The 21,880-nt window shown below is 48.1% G+C and carries 21 protein-coding genes; all 21 read right to left on the bottom strand.

What is annotated here, in order from left to right:
* Window positions 1–132: 132 nt before the first annotated feature.
* A complete protein-coding gene (locus tag XMD579_RS06780) occupies window positions 133–759 on the bottom strand; it encodes a response regulator transcription factor (protein ID WP_173506118.1) in 627 nt (208 codons plus the stop codon).
* Entirely contained in the window at window positions 759–2,096 is a 1,338-nt protein-coding gene (locus XMD579_RS06785; protein ID WP_173506119.1) for an HlyD family type I secretion periplasmic adaptor subunit, read from the bottom strand. Before XMD579_RS06785 ends, XMD579_RS06780 begins: the two co-directional genes overlap by 1 nt.
* Entirely contained in the window at window positions 2,096–4,228 is a 2,133-nt protein-coding gene (locus XMD579_RS06790) for a type I secretion system permease/ATPase (RefSeq protein WP_173506120.1), read from the bottom strand. Before XMD579_RS06790 ends, XMD579_RS06785 begins: the two co-directional genes overlap by 1 nt.
* Window positions 4,229–4,397: 169 nt before the next feature.
* The gene (locus XMD579_RS06795) at window positions 4,398–5,729 is read right to left on the bottom strand and encodes a hypothetical protein (protein ID WP_173506121.1); all 1,332 of its coding nucleotides are present in this window, start codon (window positions 5,727–5,729) and stop codon (window positions 4,398–4,400) included.
* Window positions 5,723–6,454: a hypothetical protein gene (locus XMD579_RS06800; protein ID WP_173482065.1), complete on the bottom strand. Its 732-nt coding sequence runs from the start codon at window positions 6,452–6,454 to the stop codon at window positions 5,723–5,725. The genes XMD579_RS06795 and XMD579_RS06800 overlap by 7 nt, the downstream gene beginning before the upstream one ends.
* Window positions 6,447–7,433 (bottom strand): VWA domain-containing protein, encoded by a 987-nt coding sequence (locus tag XMD579_RS06805; protein ID WP_173482066.1) that lies wholly within the window; start codon window positions 7,431–7,433, stop codon window positions 6,447–6,449. Before XMD579_RS06805 ends, XMD579_RS06800 begins: the two co-directional genes overlap by 8 nt.
* Entirely contained in the window at window positions 7,433–8,407 is a 975-nt protein-coding gene (locus XMD579_RS06810) for a VWA domain-containing protein (RefSeq protein ID WP_173494504.1), read from the bottom strand. Before XMD579_RS06810 ends, XMD579_RS06805 begins: the two co-directional genes overlap by 1 nt.
* Window positions 8,408–8,414: 7 nt before the next feature.
* Window positions 8,415–8,741, bottom strand: a complete 327-nt coding sequence (locus XMD579_RS06815; protein WP_173483491.1) for a hypothetical protein — start codon at window positions 8,739–8,741, stop codon at window positions 8,415–8,417.
* On the bottom strand, window positions 8,734–9,636 hold the full coding sequence (locus tag XMD579_RS06820) for a DUF58 domain-containing protein (RefSeq protein ID WP_173482069.1): 903 nt from the start codon (window positions 9,634–9,636) through the stop codon (window positions 8,734–8,736). Before XMD579_RS06820 ends, XMD579_RS06815 begins: the two co-directional genes overlap by 8 nt.
* Window positions 9,637–9,646: 10 nt before the next feature.
* A complete protein-coding gene (locus XMD579_RS06825; protein WP_173484065.1) occupies window positions 9,647–10,609 on the bottom strand; it encodes a MoxR family ATPase in 963 nt (320 codons plus the stop codon).
* 118 nt (window positions 10,610–10,727) lie between these two features.
* Window positions 10,728–12,128, bottom strand: coding sequence for a Si-specific NAD(P)(+) transhydrogenase (gene sthA / locus XMD579_RS06830; protein WP_173482071.1), 1,401 nt, complete (start codon window positions 12,126–12,128; stop codon window positions 10,728–10,730).
* 39 nt (window positions 12,129–12,167) lie between these two features.
* Entirely contained in the window at window positions 12,168–12,401 is a 234-nt protein-coding gene (nqrM, locus tag XMD579_RS06835; protein WP_173482072.1) for a (Na+)-NQR maturation NqrM, read from the bottom strand.
* A 3-nt stretch (window positions 12,402–12,404) separates the two neighbouring features.
* Window positions 12,405–13,451, bottom strand: coding sequence for an FAD:protein FMN transferase (locus XMD579_RS06840; RefSeq protein ID WP_173506122.1), 1,047 nt, complete (start codon window positions 13,449–13,451; stop codon window positions 12,405–12,407).
* Between the two features lie 3 nt (window positions 13,452–13,454).
* Window positions 13,455–14,684: an NADH:ubiquinone reductase (Na(+)-transporting) subunit F gene (gene nqrF, locus XMD579_RS06845; RefSeq protein ID WP_173482074.1), complete on the bottom strand. Its 1,230-nt coding sequence runs from the start codon at window positions 14,682–14,684 to the stop codon at window positions 13,455–13,457.
* A 30-nt stretch (window positions 14,685–14,714) separates the two neighbouring features.
* Window positions 14,715–15,323 carry an NADH:ubiquinone reductase (Na(+)-transporting) subunit E gene (nqrE, locus tag XMD579_RS06850; RefSeq protein WP_173483484.1) on the bottom strand — a complete coding sequence of 203 codons (609 nt, stop codon included), beginning with the start codon at window positions 15,321–15,323 and terminating at the stop codon, window positions 14,715–14,717.
* A complete protein-coding gene (locus tag XMD579_RS06855) occupies window positions 15,323–15,982 on the bottom strand; it encodes an NADH:ubiquinone reductase (Na(+)-transporting) subunit D (protein ID WP_173482076.1) in 660 nt (219 codons plus the stop codon). The genes nqrE and XMD579_RS06855 overlap by 1 nt, the downstream gene beginning before the upstream one ends.
* A 2-nt stretch (window positions 15,983–15,984) precedes the next feature.
* The gene (locus XMD579_RS06860; RefSeq protein ID WP_173482077.1) at window positions 15,985–16,767 is read right to left on the bottom strand and encodes a Na(+)-translocating NADH-quinone reductase subunit C; all 783 of its coding nucleotides are present in this window, start codon (window positions 16,765–16,767) and stop codon (window positions 15,985–15,987) included.
* On the bottom strand, window positions 16,757–17,965 hold the full coding sequence (locus XMD579_RS06865) for an NADH:ubiquinone reductase (Na(+)-transporting) subunit B (RefSeq protein ID WP_173482078.1): 1,209 nt from the start codon (window positions 17,963–17,965) through the stop codon (window positions 16,757–16,759). Before XMD579_RS06865 ends, XMD579_RS06860 begins: the two co-directional genes overlap by 11 nt.
* 13 nt (window positions 17,966–17,978) lie before the next feature.
* Window positions 17,979–19,319 (bottom strand): Na(+)-translocating NADH-quinone reductase subunit A, encoded by a 1,341-nt coding sequence (locus tag XMD579_RS06870; protein ID WP_173482079.1) that lies wholly within the window; start codon window positions 19,317–19,319, stop codon window positions 17,979–17,981.
* A gap of 308 nt (window positions 19,320–19,627) precedes the next feature.
* Window positions 19,628–20,938, bottom strand: a complete 1,311-nt coding sequence (gene tolB / locus XMD579_RS06875; protein WP_173482080.1) for a Tol-Pal system beta propeller repeat protein TolB — start codon at window positions 20,936–20,938, stop codon at window positions 19,628–19,630.
* Window positions 20,932–21,879, bottom strand: coding sequence for a cell envelope integrity protein TolA (tolA, locus tag XMD579_RS06880; RefSeq protein ID WP_173483482.1), 948 nt, complete (start codon window positions 21,877–21,879; stop codon window positions 20,932–20,934). The genes tolB and tolA overlap by 7 nt, the downstream gene beginning before the upstream one ends.
* Window position 21,880: the final 1 nt, after the last annotated feature.

Here is a 21,880-nt window from a genome sequence, read left to right on the forward strand (position 1 = left end):
AGTTCTTTAAGCTCATACTAGGTTGAGCAGGGATTCTCTACATCGTACTTTTGGGCAGAAATAAACTTCTGATTTGAGTAGGGCTAGCAGGAAACGTGCCAATGTATTGTTTGGATGATTAGTTCTAAAACACTAACTGGCGTGCTCTGTTTTAAAAGGCAAGCCATTCATGAGCAAGGCGAGCTGAACGCGGTCGCGCAGGTTGAGCTTGTGAAATATTGACGTAAGATGAGACTTCACAGTTCGTTCTGACATAAAGCGCTTTTCAGCGACCTCTTTATTGTTTAACCCTACAGCCACATCTGCCGCCACTTCTAGCTCTTTAGGGGTTAAAACCGATAAAGCCGGGTGAAGCGATGGTTTATTTGATCTTAGTGAGGCTACTTTATTAGAAACACCTATGATGCGTTGTAAAACGCCTGGTCCAACCCAAAGACCATCTTTTCTAACGACATCAGCGACCTCTTGTAACTGACTAGCCGCTGCCAGTGCATGACAATATCCAGAAGCTCCGATACTCATCATACTATAGGCCTGTTGATCGTTGGGTGAAGAGCTCAGCACGATAACTTTACGACCTTCACCAACAAACGAAGCTACCCAGGGGGCTGCATCTTGGTTTTCAAAGGCGCTAATATCCAACCAAACCAAGGCTGATGGCAAACTAACCGTCGTATCGATTCCAAATTGAGCATTCGGAAAAGCGGTTTTCCAATTTTCACGAAGGCCATTGCGGTAGCCGAAAAAAAGACTATCCATTAGCGCTCCGTAAGGGCGTACTGTTTGGCACGCAAAATAGGTTTAGCAAGGTAGTTAAGTACTGACTTTTTGCCCGTTAACACGTCCACTTCAGCCACCATGCCCGGAATGATTGGCATGTCATCTCGGTTAAACGACTCTGTTGTTCTAACCGTTACGTTGTAAAAGGCGTTACCCTCCTCATCGATAATGCTGTCGGCACCTATCTGATCAACGACCCCTTTTAGACCGCCGTAAATAACGAAATCATAAGCGGTAAACTTAACGATCGTCTCTTGGCCGGGGCGTAAGAAGGCGATATCACGTGGCTGAATTTTGACCTCCAGCAACATGCGATCATCCAACGGTACAATCTCTGCTATCTCTTGGCCCGGGCTAATAACACCCCCTCGCGTATTGAAATAGAGTTGTTTTACCGTACCGGCAACAGGTGAATAGATCTGAGTCTGGTTGACTCGGTCTGACAGTGCGTTATCGGTTTCAGTAAGGGCATTTACTCGGGCAGTTGTCCTTGCCAGCTCTTCTTGAATTTCATTGAAGAACGAGAGTTCAACATCACGTAAATTGTTTTCAGATTCAGTAATGGCATATTGAGAACGTTGAATCTGTGATTTTGTTTGTTCTAATTCACCACTGAACTGATTTACCTCACGCTGCAAACGAAGTAACTCCACTTCTGACACTGCACCGGTTTTGACTAGGGGGCGCGTTACTTCTAATTCACGCTTAGCCAGTTTTAGCGATTCTACTAACTGATTACGGCGTGCTGTCAGCTCATCAACTTCCTGCCGACGTTGATTCAGCTGCTCACTCGCAATTGTCTTTATCGTCTCTAAACGATTGATATTCGATGTGAATAACTGTTTTTCTTGTTGAACGATGGTTGGCACTTGTTTGATTAACGTTTCGGTCGGCGAAAAATCTGTACCGTTCGCAACAGCCGTTAAACGCTCAGCTTTTACAAGCAGTGCTAGGAGTTCTGCGCGACTTTCACGTAACTGAGATCCGGTGCGGGTTTGATCTAAGCTGATTAAAAGCTGACCTTTTTCAACCACATCCCCCTCTTTAATGTGAATGTCTTGTACTAAACCGCCATCTTGCGATTGGATAATCTGAACTTGTTGAGCGGGGATGACTCGAGCTTCCCCCCTCGTTACTTCGTCTACTTTTGCATAGTGCGCCCAAGTAACTAACACAATCACAATCAGCATCAATAGGTATAGCAAACCACGTAACCGTAAAGGAGACTGATCAGCATAGGCTCGGGTTACATCAGCTCCCCAGTTAAACTGTTCATCTATCGCTTCAAGTTGGCTTTCCGTTTTTCGATCATTCATTAAGAAGCCCTCCCGACTTTGCCTTGTCTCAGTGCTTCGATCACGTTGTCGCGCGGACCATTCGCAACCACTTTGCCGCTGTCTAACACAACGATTCGATCAGCCAAGTCGAGTAGTGAAGTTCGGTGAGTAATCAGGAAAAGTGTTCTACCTTTACGATACTCCGTTAGATTTTTCACCACAGTGGCTTCTGTTGAATGATCCATTGAACCTGTCGGTTCATCCATGAACAGGACATTAGGCCGATGGACGAGAGCACGGGCCAAAACAACGCCTTTTCGTTGACCACCGGATAACGCTTCACCGCGCTCACCAACCTCCATATCGAGGCCCTTGGGATGGTGTTTTATAAACTCATCAATACCGGCCATTTCAGCCGCCTGCATGAGGTCTGCATCGGTTACATGCAACTGAGCGAGCATCAAGTTTTCTCGCAGGGTGCCACGAAATAACACGGCGTCTTGCGGAACATACCCAACACGAGTTCGAAGATCGGCGGGATCTAGCTGGCGAAGGTCAATACCATCGATAGTGACAGCCCCCTCACTTGGGGTGTAGAGGCCCATCGCCATTTTAAGCAGGGTTGATTTGCCGCTACCAACGCGCCCTAACAAAACAACCGTTTCACCCTGATTGACGCTGAATGAAGCATCCCTCAAAGCACCAACCTCTGAATCTGGATAAGCAAAACTCACATGGCTGAATACCAAGTCACCCTTAAGGTGATCACGCGTAAGCAGTTGACGATCTTCCGTTCGTTCAACCGGTTTCGACATAATCTCTTCTAGCGAATCCAGAGCAGTCGCTGCATTGTGGTATTGCAGTATGAGACCTGCCATCTGCGCGAATGGGGCCAGAGCACGGGACGCAAGCATATTAACTGCAATTAACCCCCCCATACTCAGCTCTGCAGCCGTTATTAAATAGACACCATAAACGATGACAGCTACGACACAGGCCTGTTGTGCCCACTGAGTAAATGAGATGCTAGAGGTGGACAGTTTGCGCAGCTGAATACCCACTCGTGCAATATAAGAGGTGGTGCTTTCCCATTTTCGCTGCATACGCCCCTCTGCACCCATTGATTTTAGGGTCTCCAGGCCGACCAGGGATTCAACCAGTGTCGAGTTCCGCATGGCGCTGGCTACGTGCATGGTTTCAGTTAAACGGCGTAAACGTGATTGCGTGATTAACGCATACAGAACAACTAAACCAATCGCGACTACGACAGGAATAACAATAGGCGGTGCAATCCAGGCAATGACCATTAGAAATATAATCGAAAATGGCAGATCTATTAGGGTATTTACTGAAGCAGAGGTAATGAATTCTCGCACCGATTCAAATGAGCGCAAGTTAGAGGCAAAAGAGCCCACTGAGTTGGGTTTAGCGTCTAAGCGTAAGCCTAAAACACGTTCCATTATCAGTGCGGATAGGCGCACATCAACACGCCTAGATGCCAAATCCAAGAAGTGAGAGCGGATCGTTTTCAAAAAGGCATCAGCAACCAATACAACCCCTACTCCGGCCGCCAACATCCACAGCGTCTCAACGGCGTGGTTTGGTACAACGCGGTCGTAGACGTTCATGGTAAATATTGGAACAACTAATGCGAAGAGATTAATAAACAGGGCTGCCAACAGGACATCACGGTAGACTGCTCTATTTTCGCGAATAGCTGACCAGAACCAGTGTCCTTTTTGCTGTTTAAGACGATTTGATTTTAGATTGTTATCTATTTGAAACACGGGACGCGCCAAAATGGCGTGGCCCGTGTAAATGGCATTTAGTTCAGATCGGCTGATCGTCGATTTGGCATGACCTAGTTCAGGAAGGATCACCTCTACTTCATCTTCATCCTGACTCCAACCAAGCAATACGAGTGCTTTATTATCTTTTGTTAACAGAATAGCCGGCAAAAGATGGTTAGTTGTCATCTCCTCCAAGGTTTTATTAACGATACGTGTCGTCAATTTGGCACGTTCAGCTGCACGAGGGAAAACTGACGGTGTTAACCGATCATCCACTAGAGGTAGACCCGCTGTTAGAGTCTCTTCAGTCGCGGTGATGCCATAAATACGCGCTAAAGCCAGTAAAGACTCTAGTAGTGGATCAACATCATTTGGATGCATTTAAAAACCTCAATTGCTATTTCAGTCATAAATCTCGAAATTGAAGACTGTTTGTAATTAACAATGCAGGTTTTGTGCCAATTGATATGGCAATTTAGAAATAAATTGGGATATAGAAATGCTAAGAGCAGAGGGTGAACTTTAAAATTGTGATCAACCGGTTAACAAACTAGAGAGTTAATCGATTGATCAATGTTCGTTTTATCTCTTCAAGAGGCGCTTGATCGCTTTTAGAAAAAGCCAATTGGTTAATGCTGTGAGCTAGCCAAGTCGCCTCTTGATCACCTTGCGCATCGGCCCAGTGTTGAAGGGTTTTATAACGCTCGCTACGCTCTGCCCCAGCACAACCACAGGCTAACACGAGTGATCTAAGCTGATCAGCCGTCGTTGCTGAGTAGATCGCACGTTTAAACGCCTGCACTCTTTCTCTTCTTTGCCTAAATGCTCCCGCTAAAAGAGTCACTTTAATGAGGATAGCGACAGCGACTAACGATAAGAGCACAATGGCGGTCATTGGTAATTTCCAGGGCGCTTTAAGCAGCAGATCAACTGTGTCTAATCGCCCCGTTAGTGTATTAAAAAAAGGGAGTTTTACTGTGACAATCTGGCCAAACGACCAGCGCTTATATGGGACAAAAAATTCACCCTCAGAATCTATGATTTGATCTGTAGAAATAGCCATCGCTCTGGCTAGCGCACTTCTTACACCCCATAAGGTTTGCGCCGAAGACCCTGCAACCACCTGGACACTGATTCGCCAACCAAGCTCACCCTGCTGTACCTCAATATTCGGCTTGCCGATACTGATGCTGTTTGGCAGATAGCTTGGCAGAGGTAAGACTTCAATAACCTGAGCTGGTAGATAGAAAGTCCACCGGCCACGCCCTCGTTGGATAATGGGTGGTAACTCAATGAGGTAATTTCCAGACTGTTGGGCAGAGAAGCGCCAACACCGTTTTGCGATGAGCTGCTCCTCAAATAAACCTGTTCTGGATAGTGTCTGCACTGTAGAGATTCCCGGAATTTCCAGCGACTCAATCTTAATACGGTTGCGTTGCTCAGATAACGGCATACTCACACAACTCTCAATGGATTCGCCTTGCCAGATCTGTTCCGGCAGTGTGTCCCAGATAGGTGTAATGTCTACATTATTAACCACCGCAGGTGTCACCATCAGATTAAAACGCTGCGATTTAGCCCCACCCAATGCTAGGGGGCCCAAGGTTAGCAGACCTGATTGTCTTGGAAAGAGTGTAAGGCGCTGCTTTACTTCTACCTGCCCATCGGGCAATTCTCTCTCTTTACGATAACCTTTTTCTGTAAACACCTGAGTTTGCCAACGCTTAACATTCAACTCATCTGGCGAGGTGGGGCCAACATAGAGGATATTGACTATCACAGAGCGGCCCTGCTCGATCTGATCTTTTTCAGGCAGGATAGACAAGTTGGCAGCATGAAGCTGCCCGATGCTGAAGACGAGCATCAATAACAGTTTTACCACGGCCGTTCCCCCTCCACTTTGATAGGAGTTGGATCGATGCTATTAGGTAAATCTAACTCAAGGCGCATCACACGACTCAATAACTCTGCAGTCGTTCCGGAGTCGGTCGATTCAGTTCTGATCCAGCGTGGCTGGTACTCCAGCTCGCTCTGCCTGCCTAAATGCTGATCGATGGAGGCCATTAACAGGGGTTTGACCTGATCGGCCGATAGGTTAAGTATATTTTCCGGAAGCTCCTGACTGACACCAAGGTAGACACCTTCGGCCACCTGATCCAAAAGGTCGATCGGTAGGTTACCTGAAGCGTTATGCCAATCGGCTTTATCGGCACTCTTTTGAATATCCAATAACAGCTGCTTCATTGATGCTTCGAGTGAACGCGCAAAGGCTAGGTTCACCGCTATTTTTTTCGCATCCACCCCAAACTCTTCTGCCTCTTGGTAGAGCAACTTAGCTTGTGTGTATTCGCCTCGGTAGAAGTGAGTATTCGCCAGGTTAAACAGTGCAATCCCACGATCAATATTCGATTCAGAGGACCAGACAGCCGACGCAAAATTGAGCTGCGCGCACTCCCAATCTTGCTGACGATAGCAGGCTTCTGCTTGCTGAAACTGTGATTCATATTTCGAAGGTTCAATAAACTGCGGAACCACCCAATAGGTCAGCATCACTAACAGCAAAAGTAAGCCATAACCGAATAGCGCAGCTCGTTTTAGACTAACCATTCGACCACCTCGTTGGTGAACGATGAATGAGAACGACTATGAGCAGAAGTGCTATCAATAGCGGTATCGAAAACCACTCAGACCAGACAACTCGGGCGTAGTTCTCTGGAGTGATACGCCTAGACTCAATATTTAGCCACTTTAGCAAGGGCTGCCCTAACAAGGATTCCGGTGTCCTGTAGCTAAAATCAGGATGCAGTGACGCCAGCGATTTAAGAAAGGTGATGTTCATTTGAGTGTTTGCCGAAGGGTGACCGGGTACTTGAGTAGGCTCTCCACCGCCCAACCCGATTAGATTCAGTGTCATCGGCATAGAGGCATGCAGGGATACTAGAGCGGACTCTATGCTCTCGCTGTTTTCCAGAGCCACATCTCCATCCGTTAAAAGCACTATATGGCTTTTTGTATCAGGCCCCCTTGGCAGAGACCGAATGGCCGACAATGCCTCAACTAGGTTACTCCCAAGAGTGGGCAGATAAAACTCATCACCTTGAGCTAGAAAATGTTGGATTAGATGACTGTCCATGGTCGGTTTTAATAGCCAGTGTGCACTGCCAGAAAAAGCTAATAGACCTGTCTCAACGATCTGTACATCAGGGTCCAGCCAAGAGTTTGCCAGCTCGGTGGCTGCAGTTATGCGAGGCACCACACCCTGAAGACCTCGCGCATCTATCGCTCGCATGGAGTCTGAATAATCCAACAGGATAATGACTCGATCCTGCGCTGATGTAAGATCATTTGGTATGAATTGGGGGGTTCTAGGTCCCGCTAATGAGAGGATCAAAAGCGCCCAAACCGATGACAATAAGAGCGGCTTTAACCCCTCCTGTCCAGAGCGACTGGGTGGCTGAACCCAAGGGAGCAGCTCATCATCGACCAGCTGTGTCAGTCTCCTTTTTTCTCTAACAGTAGAGATAACGAGAATCGCCAATGGCAATAGCATTAGCCATAGCAGAAGAGGTTCGCGCCAATAAACCATCAGACGCTCCTCCTAACAAAGATCAGTATCAGCAGCGTGAGTCCAGACAGAATAAACCAGGGGTAGAGCGGCTCCACCAAGGGCAATGTATTAATCGATCGATTCTGAGTCGTCTGCTCACGTGAAATGGTTTGCAGAGCCTCTTCAAAAGCATCGATGTTCAGAGCGTGAAACATCTTGCCGGCGCCCGCTTTAGCCACTTCATCCAACAGAGCGAGGTCCACGGGATCATAGACAAATCCGGCACGCGCTTTCTGTTCCTGAGAGAGCTCAGTCGAGCCTATCGCAATGACATAGAGAGTATAGCCGGCATCAGCTAGGGCTTTCGCAGCAGCTTGTGGAGAGGTTTCACCCAACTGCATACCGCTGTCGGTCACCATCACAACGACAGGATTAAGATCCGTTGGATAGTTGTCACTGACCAGCTTGAGTGAAGCCGACATGTCGCTTAAACGCCCGCCGAGTGTCACCCTAATACGAGCAATGGCTTGTGTCACGGCGTCTCGATCATCGGTAAACGGCAACCAATGATAGGGAGGGTTACCCATAATACTTAGGCCAATACGATTACCCTGAAAGCCATTAACGAACTCTGATAAGAGCTCTTTGGTAAGGCTCATTCTTTCAATCGACTGTTGACCGTCAAAATAGTCTTTCAGCACCATCGTGATGTTAGTATCCACCAATAGCACTAGGTCTACAGGATCTTTCTGATCTGGTAGCTCAATGGTGTCACGGTAGACAACGGGTTGCGCCAAAGCCAATACGAATAATGTCATCGACATCAACAATAGCCGTTCACGACGAGGCTGGTATTGCGATGCTTCCGGCTGTTCATTAGTCAGTTCGCCATAAAGAGGGTAACGAACTCTCTCTCTTTGCAGTAGGTCTGGCCAGGGCGCATCAGAGTCTCTTCGACGCCAAAAGAGAATCAAAATCAGAGGCGTTAGTAACAACCAAAGAGGTTGTAACATTCCCCAATCAGAGAACATGTCGCGCCCTCTTGATCAATGTTTGAACTTCATCAAGTGTCGGTTCAACAGGTTGAAACCGCAACCTGTTCAGTTCCTGTAGTAAGGCAGTGTCAATGACCATGATTCCCGCTAATTGATGACAGCCCTGACGCGGCGTCATTGACTGATTTGATAGTGCGCGCTGCAACTTTGCCAGCGGTGTAAAAAAGCGGTACCAAATTGCAATAAATAGGGTAAATAGTACTGTCAGAGAGAGTATAGCCGTCAGTGCCAGATTGGATGAGTGGTCAACCATTGGCAAAATATCGAACAGCCTTAACGGTGCTTCATTCATGATACTCACCACCTAACAGGCTCAGGGTAAACTGATCGAGCGAACTACAGACCTCAATCAGTGGGATGCCTGATTGTGACATTAGATCCTGAATCTCTAACAACCGATTCAAGTAGGCTTGATGAATACGAGCGATGGACTCTTGGTCATCGACACAGAACCTCTTAGGACCCCAGATCAAATCACGACCTAACAGCGCCTTTGGATCTCTCTCCATGGGGTCTGAAATGAGGAACGCGCTCAATGATCTCTTTTCTGATAGTTCAGTTAAAAGCGCTCGGTGATCTGAGTTCAACGATCTAAAATCTGAAATCAAAATGACTTTAGCACCGGTGGGTGTATCAGAAACAAGTTGCGTTAAAACAGCATCCCAGTTGATCGCTGAATTCTGCGAAGGCGGTGCAGGCGAGACCAAAGCCTCACAGAGAAGGTTGAGCCAGTCATCCCCCACCCTAGAGTCAAACACAGTGGCATTCTGCTCTAATAAAAACGCACCCAGTGCATAATCTTGCTGATGGTAAATACCTGCTAACCAGAGTGACAATCTAGCCGCTTGAGTGACTTTCAGACGCTTCTTTGTGCCAAACCGCATGGTTGAGTTGCGATCAACGACCAACTGAAGAGGTTGCTGAAATTCACTGCGGTAGGATCTAACTAACCACTCTTGAGATCGAGCAGAGGCGCGCCAATCGATCTTTCGAGGGTCATCCCCAAACTGAAACACCCTTAGGTCATCAAATTCCGTACCACTGCCTAATAATGCTGCTTTATTAGCACCACTGTTTAGACGTTGATTAATCTGACCTACTACCTGTGAAGCCAAGGCAGCGCCAGAGGCAATCAGTTGTGCTATCTCATCAGGAGTCAGCAGTGGTTGGTCAACTAAGCTGTTCACAACAGACCTGTTAAACCGCGGGGAGCGTCTCTAAAAGACGATGAATCACTGCCTCTTCAGTTACCCCGTCGGCCTTAGCCGAGAAGCTGAGTACCAAGCGATGACGAAGTACATCAACGGCAAGCGCATGAATATCCTCAGGTAACACAAAATCACGCTGATTCAGTAGTGCTCTTGCGGTCGCCGCCTGAAGCAGAGCAATCGACGCGCGGGGCGACGCACCCGCTTTCACATAACCACACCACTCTGGGATGTATTGATTTAATCGACGAGTGGCAGAGACCAACTCTATCGCAAACCGCTCTACCCTTTCTTCAATAAAGACACTGTTTAACGACTCTCTCAGGGCAAGAAGCTCACTGGGTGTCAGTAGGGCCTGCATGTCGGCCTCGACATGCCCCTCCTGGGCGGCACGAGCTCGACGAGTGATCTCGATCTCTTCATCGATGCTTGGGTAGTCCAATACGATCTTGAATAGGAAACGATCCAGTTGAGCTTCAGGCAGAGGGTAGGTACCCGATTGTTCTAGGGGGTTTTGAGTTGCCAACACCATAAAGACAGGAGGCAGAGGATAGGTTTTACCGGCCACCGTGATTTGATGCTCGGCCATGGCTTCCAACAGTGCAGATTGCACCTTAGGTGGCGCACGGTTGATCTCATCAGCCAGTAACACCTCATGAAACAGTGGTCCTTCGATAAAACGGAAGCTGCCACTATTGGCATCGAACACTTCACTGCCAGTCAAATCGGCTGGCATAAGATCCGGTGTAAATTGAACACGCTGAAAACGGGCATTCATTCCCGCGGCGAGAGAATGAACCAGAGTTGTCTTAGCTAGACCCGGTGGGCCTTCAAGGAGCACGTGCCCGCCACTGAGTAACGCAATAAGAAGACGATCGATCACAGACTCTTGGCCGACGATGATCTCTTCGATTTTAGACCTTAACTCATGCAGTGGTGTCAGCTCGCTCACGGTTCAAACCCCTTCGGTGAAGTAATGAACCATTGTAGCTAATTTAGTTATACCGTTATAGATCTTTGGCTTAAACAAAAAGAGCGCCCTAAGGCGCTCTTAACAACCATAGAATAGTTTATTTACTCTCTAATCGGTTTAGGCCCGCAAGAGCAGCAACACGGTAGGCTTCAGCCATGGTTGGGTAGTTGAAGGTGGTGTTTACAAAGTACTTCACAGTATTCGCTTCACCCTCTTGTGCCATGATCGCTTGGCCGATGTGGATGATCTCGGATGCTTGGTCACCAAAGCAGTGGATACCCAGAATTTCCAGAGATTCACGGTGGAACAAGATTTTCAGCATACCAACGGGTTCACCGGAAATCTGAGCACGCGCAGTATCTTTAAAGAAGGCTTGACCCACTTCGTAGGGTACCGCTGCCGAGGTAAGCTCCTCTTCGGTTTTACCGATCGAGCTGATCTCTGGAATGGTATAGATACCTGAAGGCACTTCACTGACAAAACGAAAATCATCGGCATCCAACATATCTTCTGAAGCGGCACGCCCTTGATCAAGCGCTGCTGATGCCAGGCCAGGCCAGCCGATCACATCACCTACAGCGTAGATACCATCGACTTCCGTACGGTAGTGATCATCAACATCCAACTGTCCGCGACCGTTGGCTTTCAAACCGACCTTATCAAGATCAAGTTGTGCGGTATTGCCGGTACGACCGTTACACCATAGGAAGGCATCCGTACGAAGGACCTTACCAGACTTCATGGTGATTACGACACCGTTCTCTGTCCCTTCAATCTTGTCATACTCTTCGTTGTGACGAATCATGACGCCGTTGTTGCGTAGGTGGTAACTCAACGCATCAGAGATCTCGCCATCTAGAAAAGATAGAAGACGATCACGATTGTCGATCAAATCCACTTTCACCCCTAACCCACTGAAGATAGAGGCGTATTCACAACCGATAACACCGGCACCGTAGATCACCATATTGCGTGGTGTATGGCAGAGTTTAAGCACAGTGTCTGAGTTGTAGATACGTGGGTGGTTAAAATCAACATCCGGTGGACAGTATGGGCTGGAGCCCGTTGCGATGATGATGTTTTTCGCTTTGAGCGTATCAGCACTGCCGTTATTACCTACAATACTGACTTCACTGTTTGAAACCAGCTTGGCTTCACCAAAGAAGAGATCAACACGATTGCGCGCATAGAAGTTAGTGCGTAGCATGACCTGATTAGAGATCACCTTCTCGGCACGACTTAACACTTTAGGAAATGAGAACCAGCGTGGTTCACCGATATCACGGAACATTGGGTTGGTGTTGAACTCGATGATCTGTTTAACGGAGTGACGCAGCGCTTTAGAAGGGATGGTACCTTTATGAGTACAGTTACCGCCGACTGTGGACTGCTCTTCGATCACCGCTACACGGCGACCTTTTTTAGCTGCATTCATTGCAGCACCCTCACCCGCAGGACCCGAGCCAATTACCACTACATCGTATTCGTAGGCTGCCATTTAGTACCTCAACTTTCCTTGTCGTTATCGTCGATCGATCTACTTAACTTCGTAAGCTAGATCGTCTTTATTAATCTCTTTCTTTTGGACCGCGTCTTGCTCGCCATCACAATCTTCGGGACGACCGCCACAGATATCACAAACTGTATCCATGCCAAGTGCACTCATGCCACCACAAGAGCCCTTAATTGGCTTATTCGAGAAGATCACGCCTACTGACATACCAACGATGACAACCAGTAGAACAATAAATGTAATGACCATAATTTCCATGGCTTACTCTCCTTCTTGAACAAAGGCTTCAAACTCTGCTGTTGCCTGTTCGATAAATGTATCACCCTGCTCTGACTTATATAAGAAGTAGGCTGCTATCCCCTCTTCTTTGGCGAACTCAAAGCCTCTGTTTTCGCCCATGACCATCAGGGTCGTTGCTAATGCATCCGCCTCAGCACAGGTCGGCATTAATACGGTTACTGACGCTAAGCGGTGAGTAATCGGTTTACCCGTCTCAGGATTAATGGTGTGCGAAAAACGGACACCGCCTTCCTCAAAGTAGTTTCGGTAATCACCGGATGTAGCAATCGCCGTATCCTTAACATTAATGATTCGTCCGATACTGCGCTCCATCGATGCCGGTGACTCAATGGCAATGCGCCAGTGTGAACCATCTGGCTTCAAGCCTTTAGCGCGAAGCTCACCGCCGATCTCAACCAAATAGTTGTAAATACCTTCGGCTTCGAGAGTCTCAGCCAGTTGATCAACGCCGTAGCCTTTAGCGATGGCCGACAGATCAACATACTGCTGTCCTAATTTTCGCAAACGAGTGGGGTCTTTTAAAACCTCGACTTTTTGGTAACCAATACGTTCCTTCAACGAAGCGATCTCTGCCTCGGTAGGTGCCTTTTCGATACGGCCATTGGGCCCAAAGCCCCAAAGGTTAACCAACGGACCCACTGTGACATCAAACGCCCCGCCGGATCGTTCACTGATCGTCAATGACTGCTCTACAACCGCTGCCAGCGCGTCTGAGACTTCCATCTCACTGCCTGCAGGAAGCTTATTAAAGGTCGAGAGTTCACTATTAGGAATGTAGGTCGACATCTGCTGATTAACGGTTGCTAGAACCTTACCGGCACGATTGCGAATATCGTTGATTCGATCTTCATTAAGGTCAACCCAGCGCATACTGAAGGTAGTGCCCATGGTTTGACCATCAATGCCAACCACCTTCTCATTTTCAAAAAAGTTACAGCCCGTTAGAACAAAAACGGCCAGTAGCATAGCTACCGGCCATTTAATAAGGCTTTGAAAACCTGAAATCATCTATTAGCCACCGAAGTCGTCAAGCATGATGTTCTCACGTTCAACACCTAGGTTGAGTAGCATGTCGATCACCGCTGCGTTCATCATTGGTGGCCCACACATGTAGTACTCACAATCCTCTGGTGCTTCATGATCCTTCAAGTAGTTCTCTAGAAGGACGTTGTGGATGAAGCCAGTCAGACCTTCCCAGTTATCTTCTGGAAGTGGATCAGACAGTGCTAGGTGCCATTCGAAGTTCTCATTCTCTTCAGCCAACTTATCGAACTCTTCTGTGTAGAACGCTTCACGAACAGAGCGTGCACCGTACCAGAAAGAGATCTTACGCTTAGAGTTTAGACGCTTAAGCTGATCGAAGATGTGTGAGCGCATTGGCGCCATACCTGCACCACCGCCGATGAAGACCATCTCATTGTCAGTCTCGCGAGCGAAGAACTCACCGAATGGTCCGTAAACATCAATAGTATCACCTGGTTTCAGGCTAAATACGTACGATGACATGATGCCTGGTGGCACATCGTCACGACCTGGAGGTGGCGTTGCAATACGGATATTGAACTTAACCACACCGCGCTCTTCAGGGTAGTTCGCCATCGAGTAAGCACGAATCGTTGTCTCGTCGACTTTAGAGACGTAACGCCAAATATCGAACTTATCCCAATCTGGGTGATACTCTTCCTCGATTGCGAAGTCTTTGTAGTTTACGGTGTGTGGTGGACACTCTAGCTGAACGTAACCCCCTGCGCGGAAGTCGACGTTCTCGCCTTCAGGCAGACGCAACGTCAGCTCTTTGATGAAGGTAGCAACGTTCGGGTTAGAGTCAACCGTACAGGTCCACTTCTTAACGCCGAAGACATCATCTTCAACATGAATCTTCATATCCTGTTTAACAGGCACCTGACAGCTTAGACGCCAGCCCTCTTTTGCTTCACGCATTGTGAAGTGTGACTCTTCAGTAGGCAACATAGAACCGCCACCTTCATGAACTTCACACTTACACTGGGCACAGGTACCGCCACCACCACAAGCAGAGGCAAGGAATACACCCTTGTCCGCTAGAGTCTGCAGCAATTTACCGCCTGCAGGCACTGTGATTGTTTTTTCAGGATCACCGTTAATTTCAATTGTTACGTTGCCGGAGCTAACCAGCTTAGCGCGGGCAGCCAAGATAATAGCAACCAGTGCTAATACCACGACTGTAAACATCACCACGCCTAGGATGATTTCTGCATTCATAGCTAATTCATTCCTCTCCTAGAAGACCACTTACAGCTGTACGCCAGAGAACGACATGAAGCCCAGTGACATCAGACCTACAGTGATGAAGGTGATACCTAGACCACGTAGACCCTCTGGTACATCTGAGTACTTCAGCTTCTCACGAATACCAGCCAAGGCTGTGATCGCAAGTGCCCAACCGATACCTGCGCTCGTGCCGTAAACAACACTCTCACCAAAGGTGTAGTCACGCTCAACCATGAACAGCGCAGCACCCATGATTGCACAGTTAACTGTGATCAGTGGTAGGAAGACACCCAACGCGTTGTAAAGCGCTGGAACGAATTTATCTAGGAACATCTCTAGGATCTGAACGATCGCAGCGATAACGCCGATGTAAGAGATGTAACCTAGGAAGCTAAGGTCAACTTCTGGGTAACCCGCCCAAGCCAATGCCCCTTCACGAAGCAATAGGTTGAAGATCAGGTTGTTTACTGGAGTCGTAATCGCCAATACAACGATAACGGCTACACCTAAACCAAAGGCTGTTTGAACCTTCTTAGAGATCGCCAAGAAGGTACACATTCCCAAGAAGAATGCGAGCGCCATGTTCTCAACGAAGATCGCCTTAACGGCAAGACTGATCATCTGTTCCATTAGTGAGAACCTCCTTTAGTGTTAGCCGCCATTTCAAAATCTGGCGCCTCAACTTGTTTTGGATCCCAAGAGCGGATGATCCAGATGAAGATACCGATTAGGAAGAAGGCACTTGGAGGAAGCAACAATAGACCGTTGCTCTGGTACCAACCACCATTAGTGACTAGCGGAAGAATCTCGATACCGAACAGTGAACCTGCACCAAAGAGTTCGCGGAAGAAACCGACAAACATCAATACAGCGCCGTAACCAAGACCGTTACCAATACCATCTAAGAAGCTTGGTAGTGGTGGGTTCTTCATCGCGAAGGCTTCTGCACGACCCATTACGATACAGTTAGTGATGATCAAACCAACGAATACCGAAAGCTGCTTAGAGATATCGTAAGCGTAGGCTTTCAGGAACTGGTCAACAACGATTACCAAGGATGCAATGATCGTCATCTGAACGATGATACGGATGTTACCCGGGATATGGTTACGAATAATCGACACGAACATGTTCGAGAATGCGGTAACCACAATAACAGCCAACGACATAACCAGTGCCGTTGCCATGTTTGACGTAACCGCTAGTGCAGAACATACACCCAAGATTTGCAGTGCAATTGGGTTGTCCTTAAAGATAGGGGTCGTCAAGATCTCTTTTGACTTAGCCATGATTAAGCGTCTCCTGCACGAAGGTTAGCCAAGAACGGAGCGTAGCCGTTTTTGCCCATCCAGAATTGAACAAGGTTAGTGACACCGTTACCCGTCAACGTTGCACCTGAAAGGCCGTCAACTTTGTACTCAGCGTTAACTGTCGATGCATCAACCTTACCTTTGATCAGCTGAAGCTCTGGCTTCTGCATGTCATTGGCGTAGACTTTTTTGCCCGGCCAGATCGCTTTCCAAGCTGGGTTGTCCACCTCACCACCAAGACCCGGAGTCTCTGCGTGTGAGTAGAAGCCTAGACCGACCACTGTATTTAGATCACCTTCCAATGCTAGGAAGCCGTACAGCGTTGACCAAAGACCGTATCCGTGAACAGGCAGGATGATCTTATCCAGTGCACCGTTATTGCCTTCTACAACGTAGACTGGCATGAAGTTAGGCTGACGCTTGATCGACGCTTTATCATCTTCACGCGACAGTGATTTTGATAGAGCAGGGTCTTTAGCCGCCTTCTGGATATCGAACTTAGCACCGTCTACTGCATCAGTGAACTTGCCTGTTTCCATATCAACAACTTTGGTTGTGATCTGTGCGAACAGCTCATCAACCGATTTGCCTGGTTGAAGAAGACCCGCTGCCGCAAGAATGTTTGTCTTACGGTCAAGATCTTTGTTAGCAACCTGTTTGGGTTTAAGGATGACAGCTGCTGCTGACACCACTACCGAACAGATTACACATAGCAGAACGGTTACCGTAACCGTTTTGCTAATCGTATCGTTATTAGCCGACATTACGTGCGATCCTCCGTTTGATGTTCGCTTGCACCACGAAATTATCGATGAGCGGCGCAAAGAGGTTCGCGAATAGGATCGCGAGCATCATACCTTCTGGGAATGCTGGGTTAACCACGCGGATAAGAACAACCATCACGCCGATTAGAGCACCAAAAACCCACTTACCTTTATCCGTCATTGAGCCAGAAACTGGGTCGGTCGCCATAAAGAACATACCGAACGCGAATCCACCCATAACAAGATGCCAGTAGAAAGGAACGCTGAACATTGGATTGGTTTCAGAACCGATCGCATTGAACAGTAACGTGGTCGCAACCATGCCGAGGAAAACACCGGCAACAATTCGCCACGCGGCAACACGAGCAAACAGCAACACTGCACCACCAATCATGATCGCCAATGTTGAGGTTTCACCCACTGAACCTTGAATCGAGCCTAGGAAAGCATCCATCCAAGTCACGTTTGCAGCAAGAACGCCCTCGATACCACCGGCAGCGGCTAGACCAAGCGGTGTTGCACCTGAGAAGCCATCAACTGCGGTCCAGATCGCATCACCTGACATCTGTGCTGGGTAAGCAAAGAATAGGAATGCACGGCCTGTCAGTGCTGGGTTAAGGAAGTTTTTACCAGTACCACCGAACACCTCTTTACCGATAACAACACCAAAGCTGATGCCCAGTGCGACCTGCCATAGCGGAACAGTCGGAGGAAGAATCAGTGAGAAAAGGATCGAAGTTACGAAGAAACCTTCGTTCACTTCATGGCCACGCTTCATTGCAAATAGGACTTCCCAGAAGCCACCTACAATAAAGGTCGTTGCATAGATGGGTAGCCAGTACATGGCACCATGTAGGATGTTATCCCAGGCGCTTGTTGCGTCGTAACCTGCAAGAGCAGAAATTACAGCACCCCGCCAGCCTTCCGCTTCGGTCAGGCCAAGCACTTCCATTGCGCTGTTTGCTTGGAAGCCAACATTGTACAGGCCAGCAAATACCGCAGGGAAGGTACACATCCAAACCAGGATCATCATACGTTTTAGGTCAACCGCATCACGAACGTGTGAGGCTGTCTTAGTCACGGCACCTGGCGTGTAGAAAATGGTATCTACCGCTTCGTAGAGTGCGTACCAGTTCTCGTACTTACCACCTTTGTGGAAGTGAGGTTCTAAAGAATCAAAAAAACCACGTAAGCTCATAATCTTCTCCTCCTTAGGCTTCTTTCTCTATACGAGAAAGGTTGTCACGAAGGATCTCGCCGTACTCATATTTACCTGGGCAGGCAAAAGTACAGAGCGCCAGATCTTCCTCTTCCAGCTCAAGACAACCAAGGTCCATAGCAACAGCGATATCGCCGACAACCAGTGAACGAAGCAGTTGAGTTGGAAGAATATCTAGGGGCATCAAACGTTCAAACTGACCAGTAGGAACCATGGCACGTTCTGAACCGTTTGTTGTTGTAGTAAAGGCAAACTTTTTACCCGGCTTGAACATAGATACAAACATGTTCATCACAGAGAATTTCTCTGTGCCTGGTGCTACCCAACCCATGAATTCACGTTCTGTGCCTTCACGAAGAACGCTTACCTGGTTGGCGTAACGCGCAAGGTAAGCGGTTGGACCAGACGCTTTAGCACCATTCCAAACAGAGCCATTGATCACACGGTTATCGCCAGCTTTAAGCTGACCAGCCGTCAACTCATCAAGTGACGCACCAACACGTGTTTTAAGCAGCGTAGGCACCTCAACTTGGGGACCCGCTAAAGATAGGTAACGCTCAGTGCTCAAACGACCCGTTGTAAATAACTTACCGATCGCGATCACATCTTGGTAACCCAAGTACCATACCTGCTTGTTACGGTGAACAGGATCAAGGAAGTGAATGTGTGTACCTACGTTGCCGGCAGGGTGAGTACCTTCAAAGGTTTCTGTTGTAACACCAGATACGGAAGGTAGCTCTGTACCTGGAGCTGCACAGAGATAAACGTTGTTGGCTTGGATGCGAGTCAGAACGGTTAGACCCTGTTCAAACGCCTCTTTTTCGGCACTTAGAACAACGCTAGGGTCCATCGCTAATGGATTGGTGTCCATCGCAGTCACAAAGATCGAACTTGGTACCGCATCGACTGCTGGTACCTTACCGAAAGGACGAGTTCTTAGAGAAGCCCACAACCCTGAAGCAATTAGGTTTTCACGAACCTGAGACTCTTCCAAAGAGGCAAGCTCAGAAGCTGCGTAACTAGAAAACTCAACTGCGTCTTCGTCTGAATCCAATTCAATGACGACTGACTGTAGCACTCGACGTTCACCGCGATTAATCGCAGTAACAACCCCTGCACCAGGAGCTGTGAATTGAACGCCATCATTCTTCTTATCAGTAAAGATCACCTGACCGAGTTTTACTCGATCCCCTTCCCGAACCATCATTGTTGGTTTTAGACCAACGTAATCGGCTCCTAGAAGCGCCACAGTTTTAACATCAGCTGAAGGGGATACCTTCTGTTCTGGTGCACCTGTGATAGGCAGATCTAGACCCTTTCTGATCTTGATCATTCGCTTTATTCCAATCCGCTAAAAATTTTTAAAGCCTCGTACTGAAACCATCTCGCTCTTTTGAAGCTCAATCGTACAGACGGACCTTTCCCAAAATCGCGCAAATTATACCTGACAGAGGTTTATTGCCGCTACAGAGGGAGAGGGGCTTTCAGTGATTATGTAGTTAATTTACAGGACAAACAGCTAACTAATTTTGAATAAACAGTTAACGGTTTGTTATATAGATGCTTTTTAAAACCGAAGGCGGGGGTGTTTATGACGGACAGGAATAACCTGTCCGGTTATGTGGAATTATACTACCAACATTAATAAAGGTAGGGACTCCATGCAGGAGCGCGAACATCACCACGAGTATTCGGCATTCTAAATCGTACCTGACCATCCAAAGAGACTGCTGATAGCACACCTTGATTACCCTCTTGCGTTGCATAAAGGACTACGCTGGCATTAGGCGCAATGGTGGGAGACTCTTCCAAACCGGTCTCTGTCAGAATATCGAGTCGATCAGTCTTTAGATCCAATACCGCAACAGAGAAGCGATTACCTGACCCACCTGAGCGGTGAATCAACGCTAGGAAGCGACCGTCAGGGGTCATGCTGGCACGGGCGTTGTAGTTTCCTTCGTAGGTTACTCGAGTCATTTGACGTGTCGCCAAGAATAGACGATAGATCTGTGGCGACCCTCCTCGGTCAGAGGTGAAGAAGAGCGACTCACCATCGGGCGCCCAGCTTGGCTCGGTATCGATCCCATAGTGATTAGTCACTCGTTGCAACTGACCCGAGGTCACATCCAACACATAGATCTCGGCATTACCGTCTTTAGAGAGCACCAGTGCTAGCTTATTGCCATCAGGTGACCAAGCCGGCGCACCATTCAAGCCGGAGAATGATTGGATTCGTTCGCGTTTCCCGGTTGCCAGGTACTGAACATAGATTGATGGACGACCCGTTTCAAACGAAACGTAAGCGATCTTCTTGCCATCCGCGGACCAGCTCGGTGACATGATCGGTTCGCGTGACTCTAAAATTACACGCGGACGGTTGCCATCCCAGTCAGCCATCTCAAGACGGTAGCGAGAGGTTTGACTGGTCAACTGTTCAGCGGTGACGTAGACGATGCGAGTTGAAAAAGCACCACGATTGCCTGTCAGTGCCTGATAGATCTGATCCGCAATAAAGTGAGCCGCATCTCTAAGTTGGTTAATGTCACTCTCTAAAGGCTGGATCATGATGTTCTCCTCTTTAAGAACATCATAAAGTTCATAGCGAAGGCTGACGCGTGTCGCGGAGATCGGCTCGATTTTACCGACCACAAGGAAGTCACTCTTCGTCATTCGCCAATCACGGAAGAAGACCTGGCTGCGCTCAGAAGGCAGGCTTAACATCGCTGATCTTGGTAAAGTAGTGAATAGACCTGAACGTGATAGATCTTGATCGACAATCTGCGCCACATCTTCTGGGAGCGCACCCTGCCCTGTCCACTTAAAAGGGACAACCGCTACCGGTGTTGGCTCAGAAAGACCCTGTGTCACTTCGACAACCAATTCAGCTTTAACGATTAGTGGCGCCCACAACAGAACAAATATCAGGCTTTTAAATTGGTTAAGATTTACCATCTCAATCCCTCAGGTCTAAATTCAATTAACACTCTACGCAAATTACGCTCAAACGTAATCGGGTCGACGCTTGCAATCAACTCATACTGCCCTACACGCTCAATCGCCTGAAGTACTGATCGATCGTAAGCCATGTCACCACTGCTTTTAATAATCTCTGCCAGATCCACTTCACCCGATGGGAAGAAGTGAATCCGCACGGTCGCTGTCATCCCGTTACGTGCTGTAGAGGGCAGACGCCAGTTATCTTCTGTTAGCGTTCGAATGTAGGCACCTACATCAGCGACCGTTTGTGCTGCTCTTTCAGCTGCTGCGGCACGCTGCCTTGCCAGCTCTTCGCGACGTTTTGCTTCAGCCTGCTCCTGGGCTTTACGCTCTGCATCCGCTTTTCGTTTGGCCTCTTCTGCAGCTTTGCGTTTAGCCTCTTCCGCTTGACGCTTCTTAGCTTCCGCCTTTTTCTTAGCCTCTTCAGCGGCTTTTAATTTGGCTTTTTTAGCCTCTGCATCAGCTTTTTTCTTAGCCGCTTCAGCTTTTTTACGCTCTGCAGCTTTACGTTCAGCCTCTGCTCTCTTTTTCTCTTCAGCCGCTTTTTTGCGCTTAGCGTCATCGGCTTTTTTCTTATCAGCGGCTTTTTTAGCATCCGCTTTACGTTTAGCGTCCGCTGCTTTCTTGCGCTTTGCCTCATCGGCTTTGGCTTTCTTGGCTCGTTCCGCGGCTTTTTTCTTCGCAGCCTCTGCAGCTGCTTTATCTTTCATCAATTTCTCTTCAGCGGCTTTCTTTTCAGCCAGAGCCGAAAGATCGACCATTCGAGCCTCGATATGTCGCGGCTGCGCTTTACGATCCACCTCTTGACCGATCCAAACCCCTGAAATAACCACCAACACCAGTGCATGAACCAGTGCAGCAAAAAGGGTTGGCAGAAGATAACTACGATCGAACAAG

Origin of the sequence: Marinobacterium sp. xm-d-579, from assembly GCF_013282935.1 — a bacterium.
Classification (GTDB): domain Bacteria; phylum Pseudomonadota; class Gammaproteobacteria; order Pseudomonadales; family Balneatricaceae; genus Marinobacterium_E.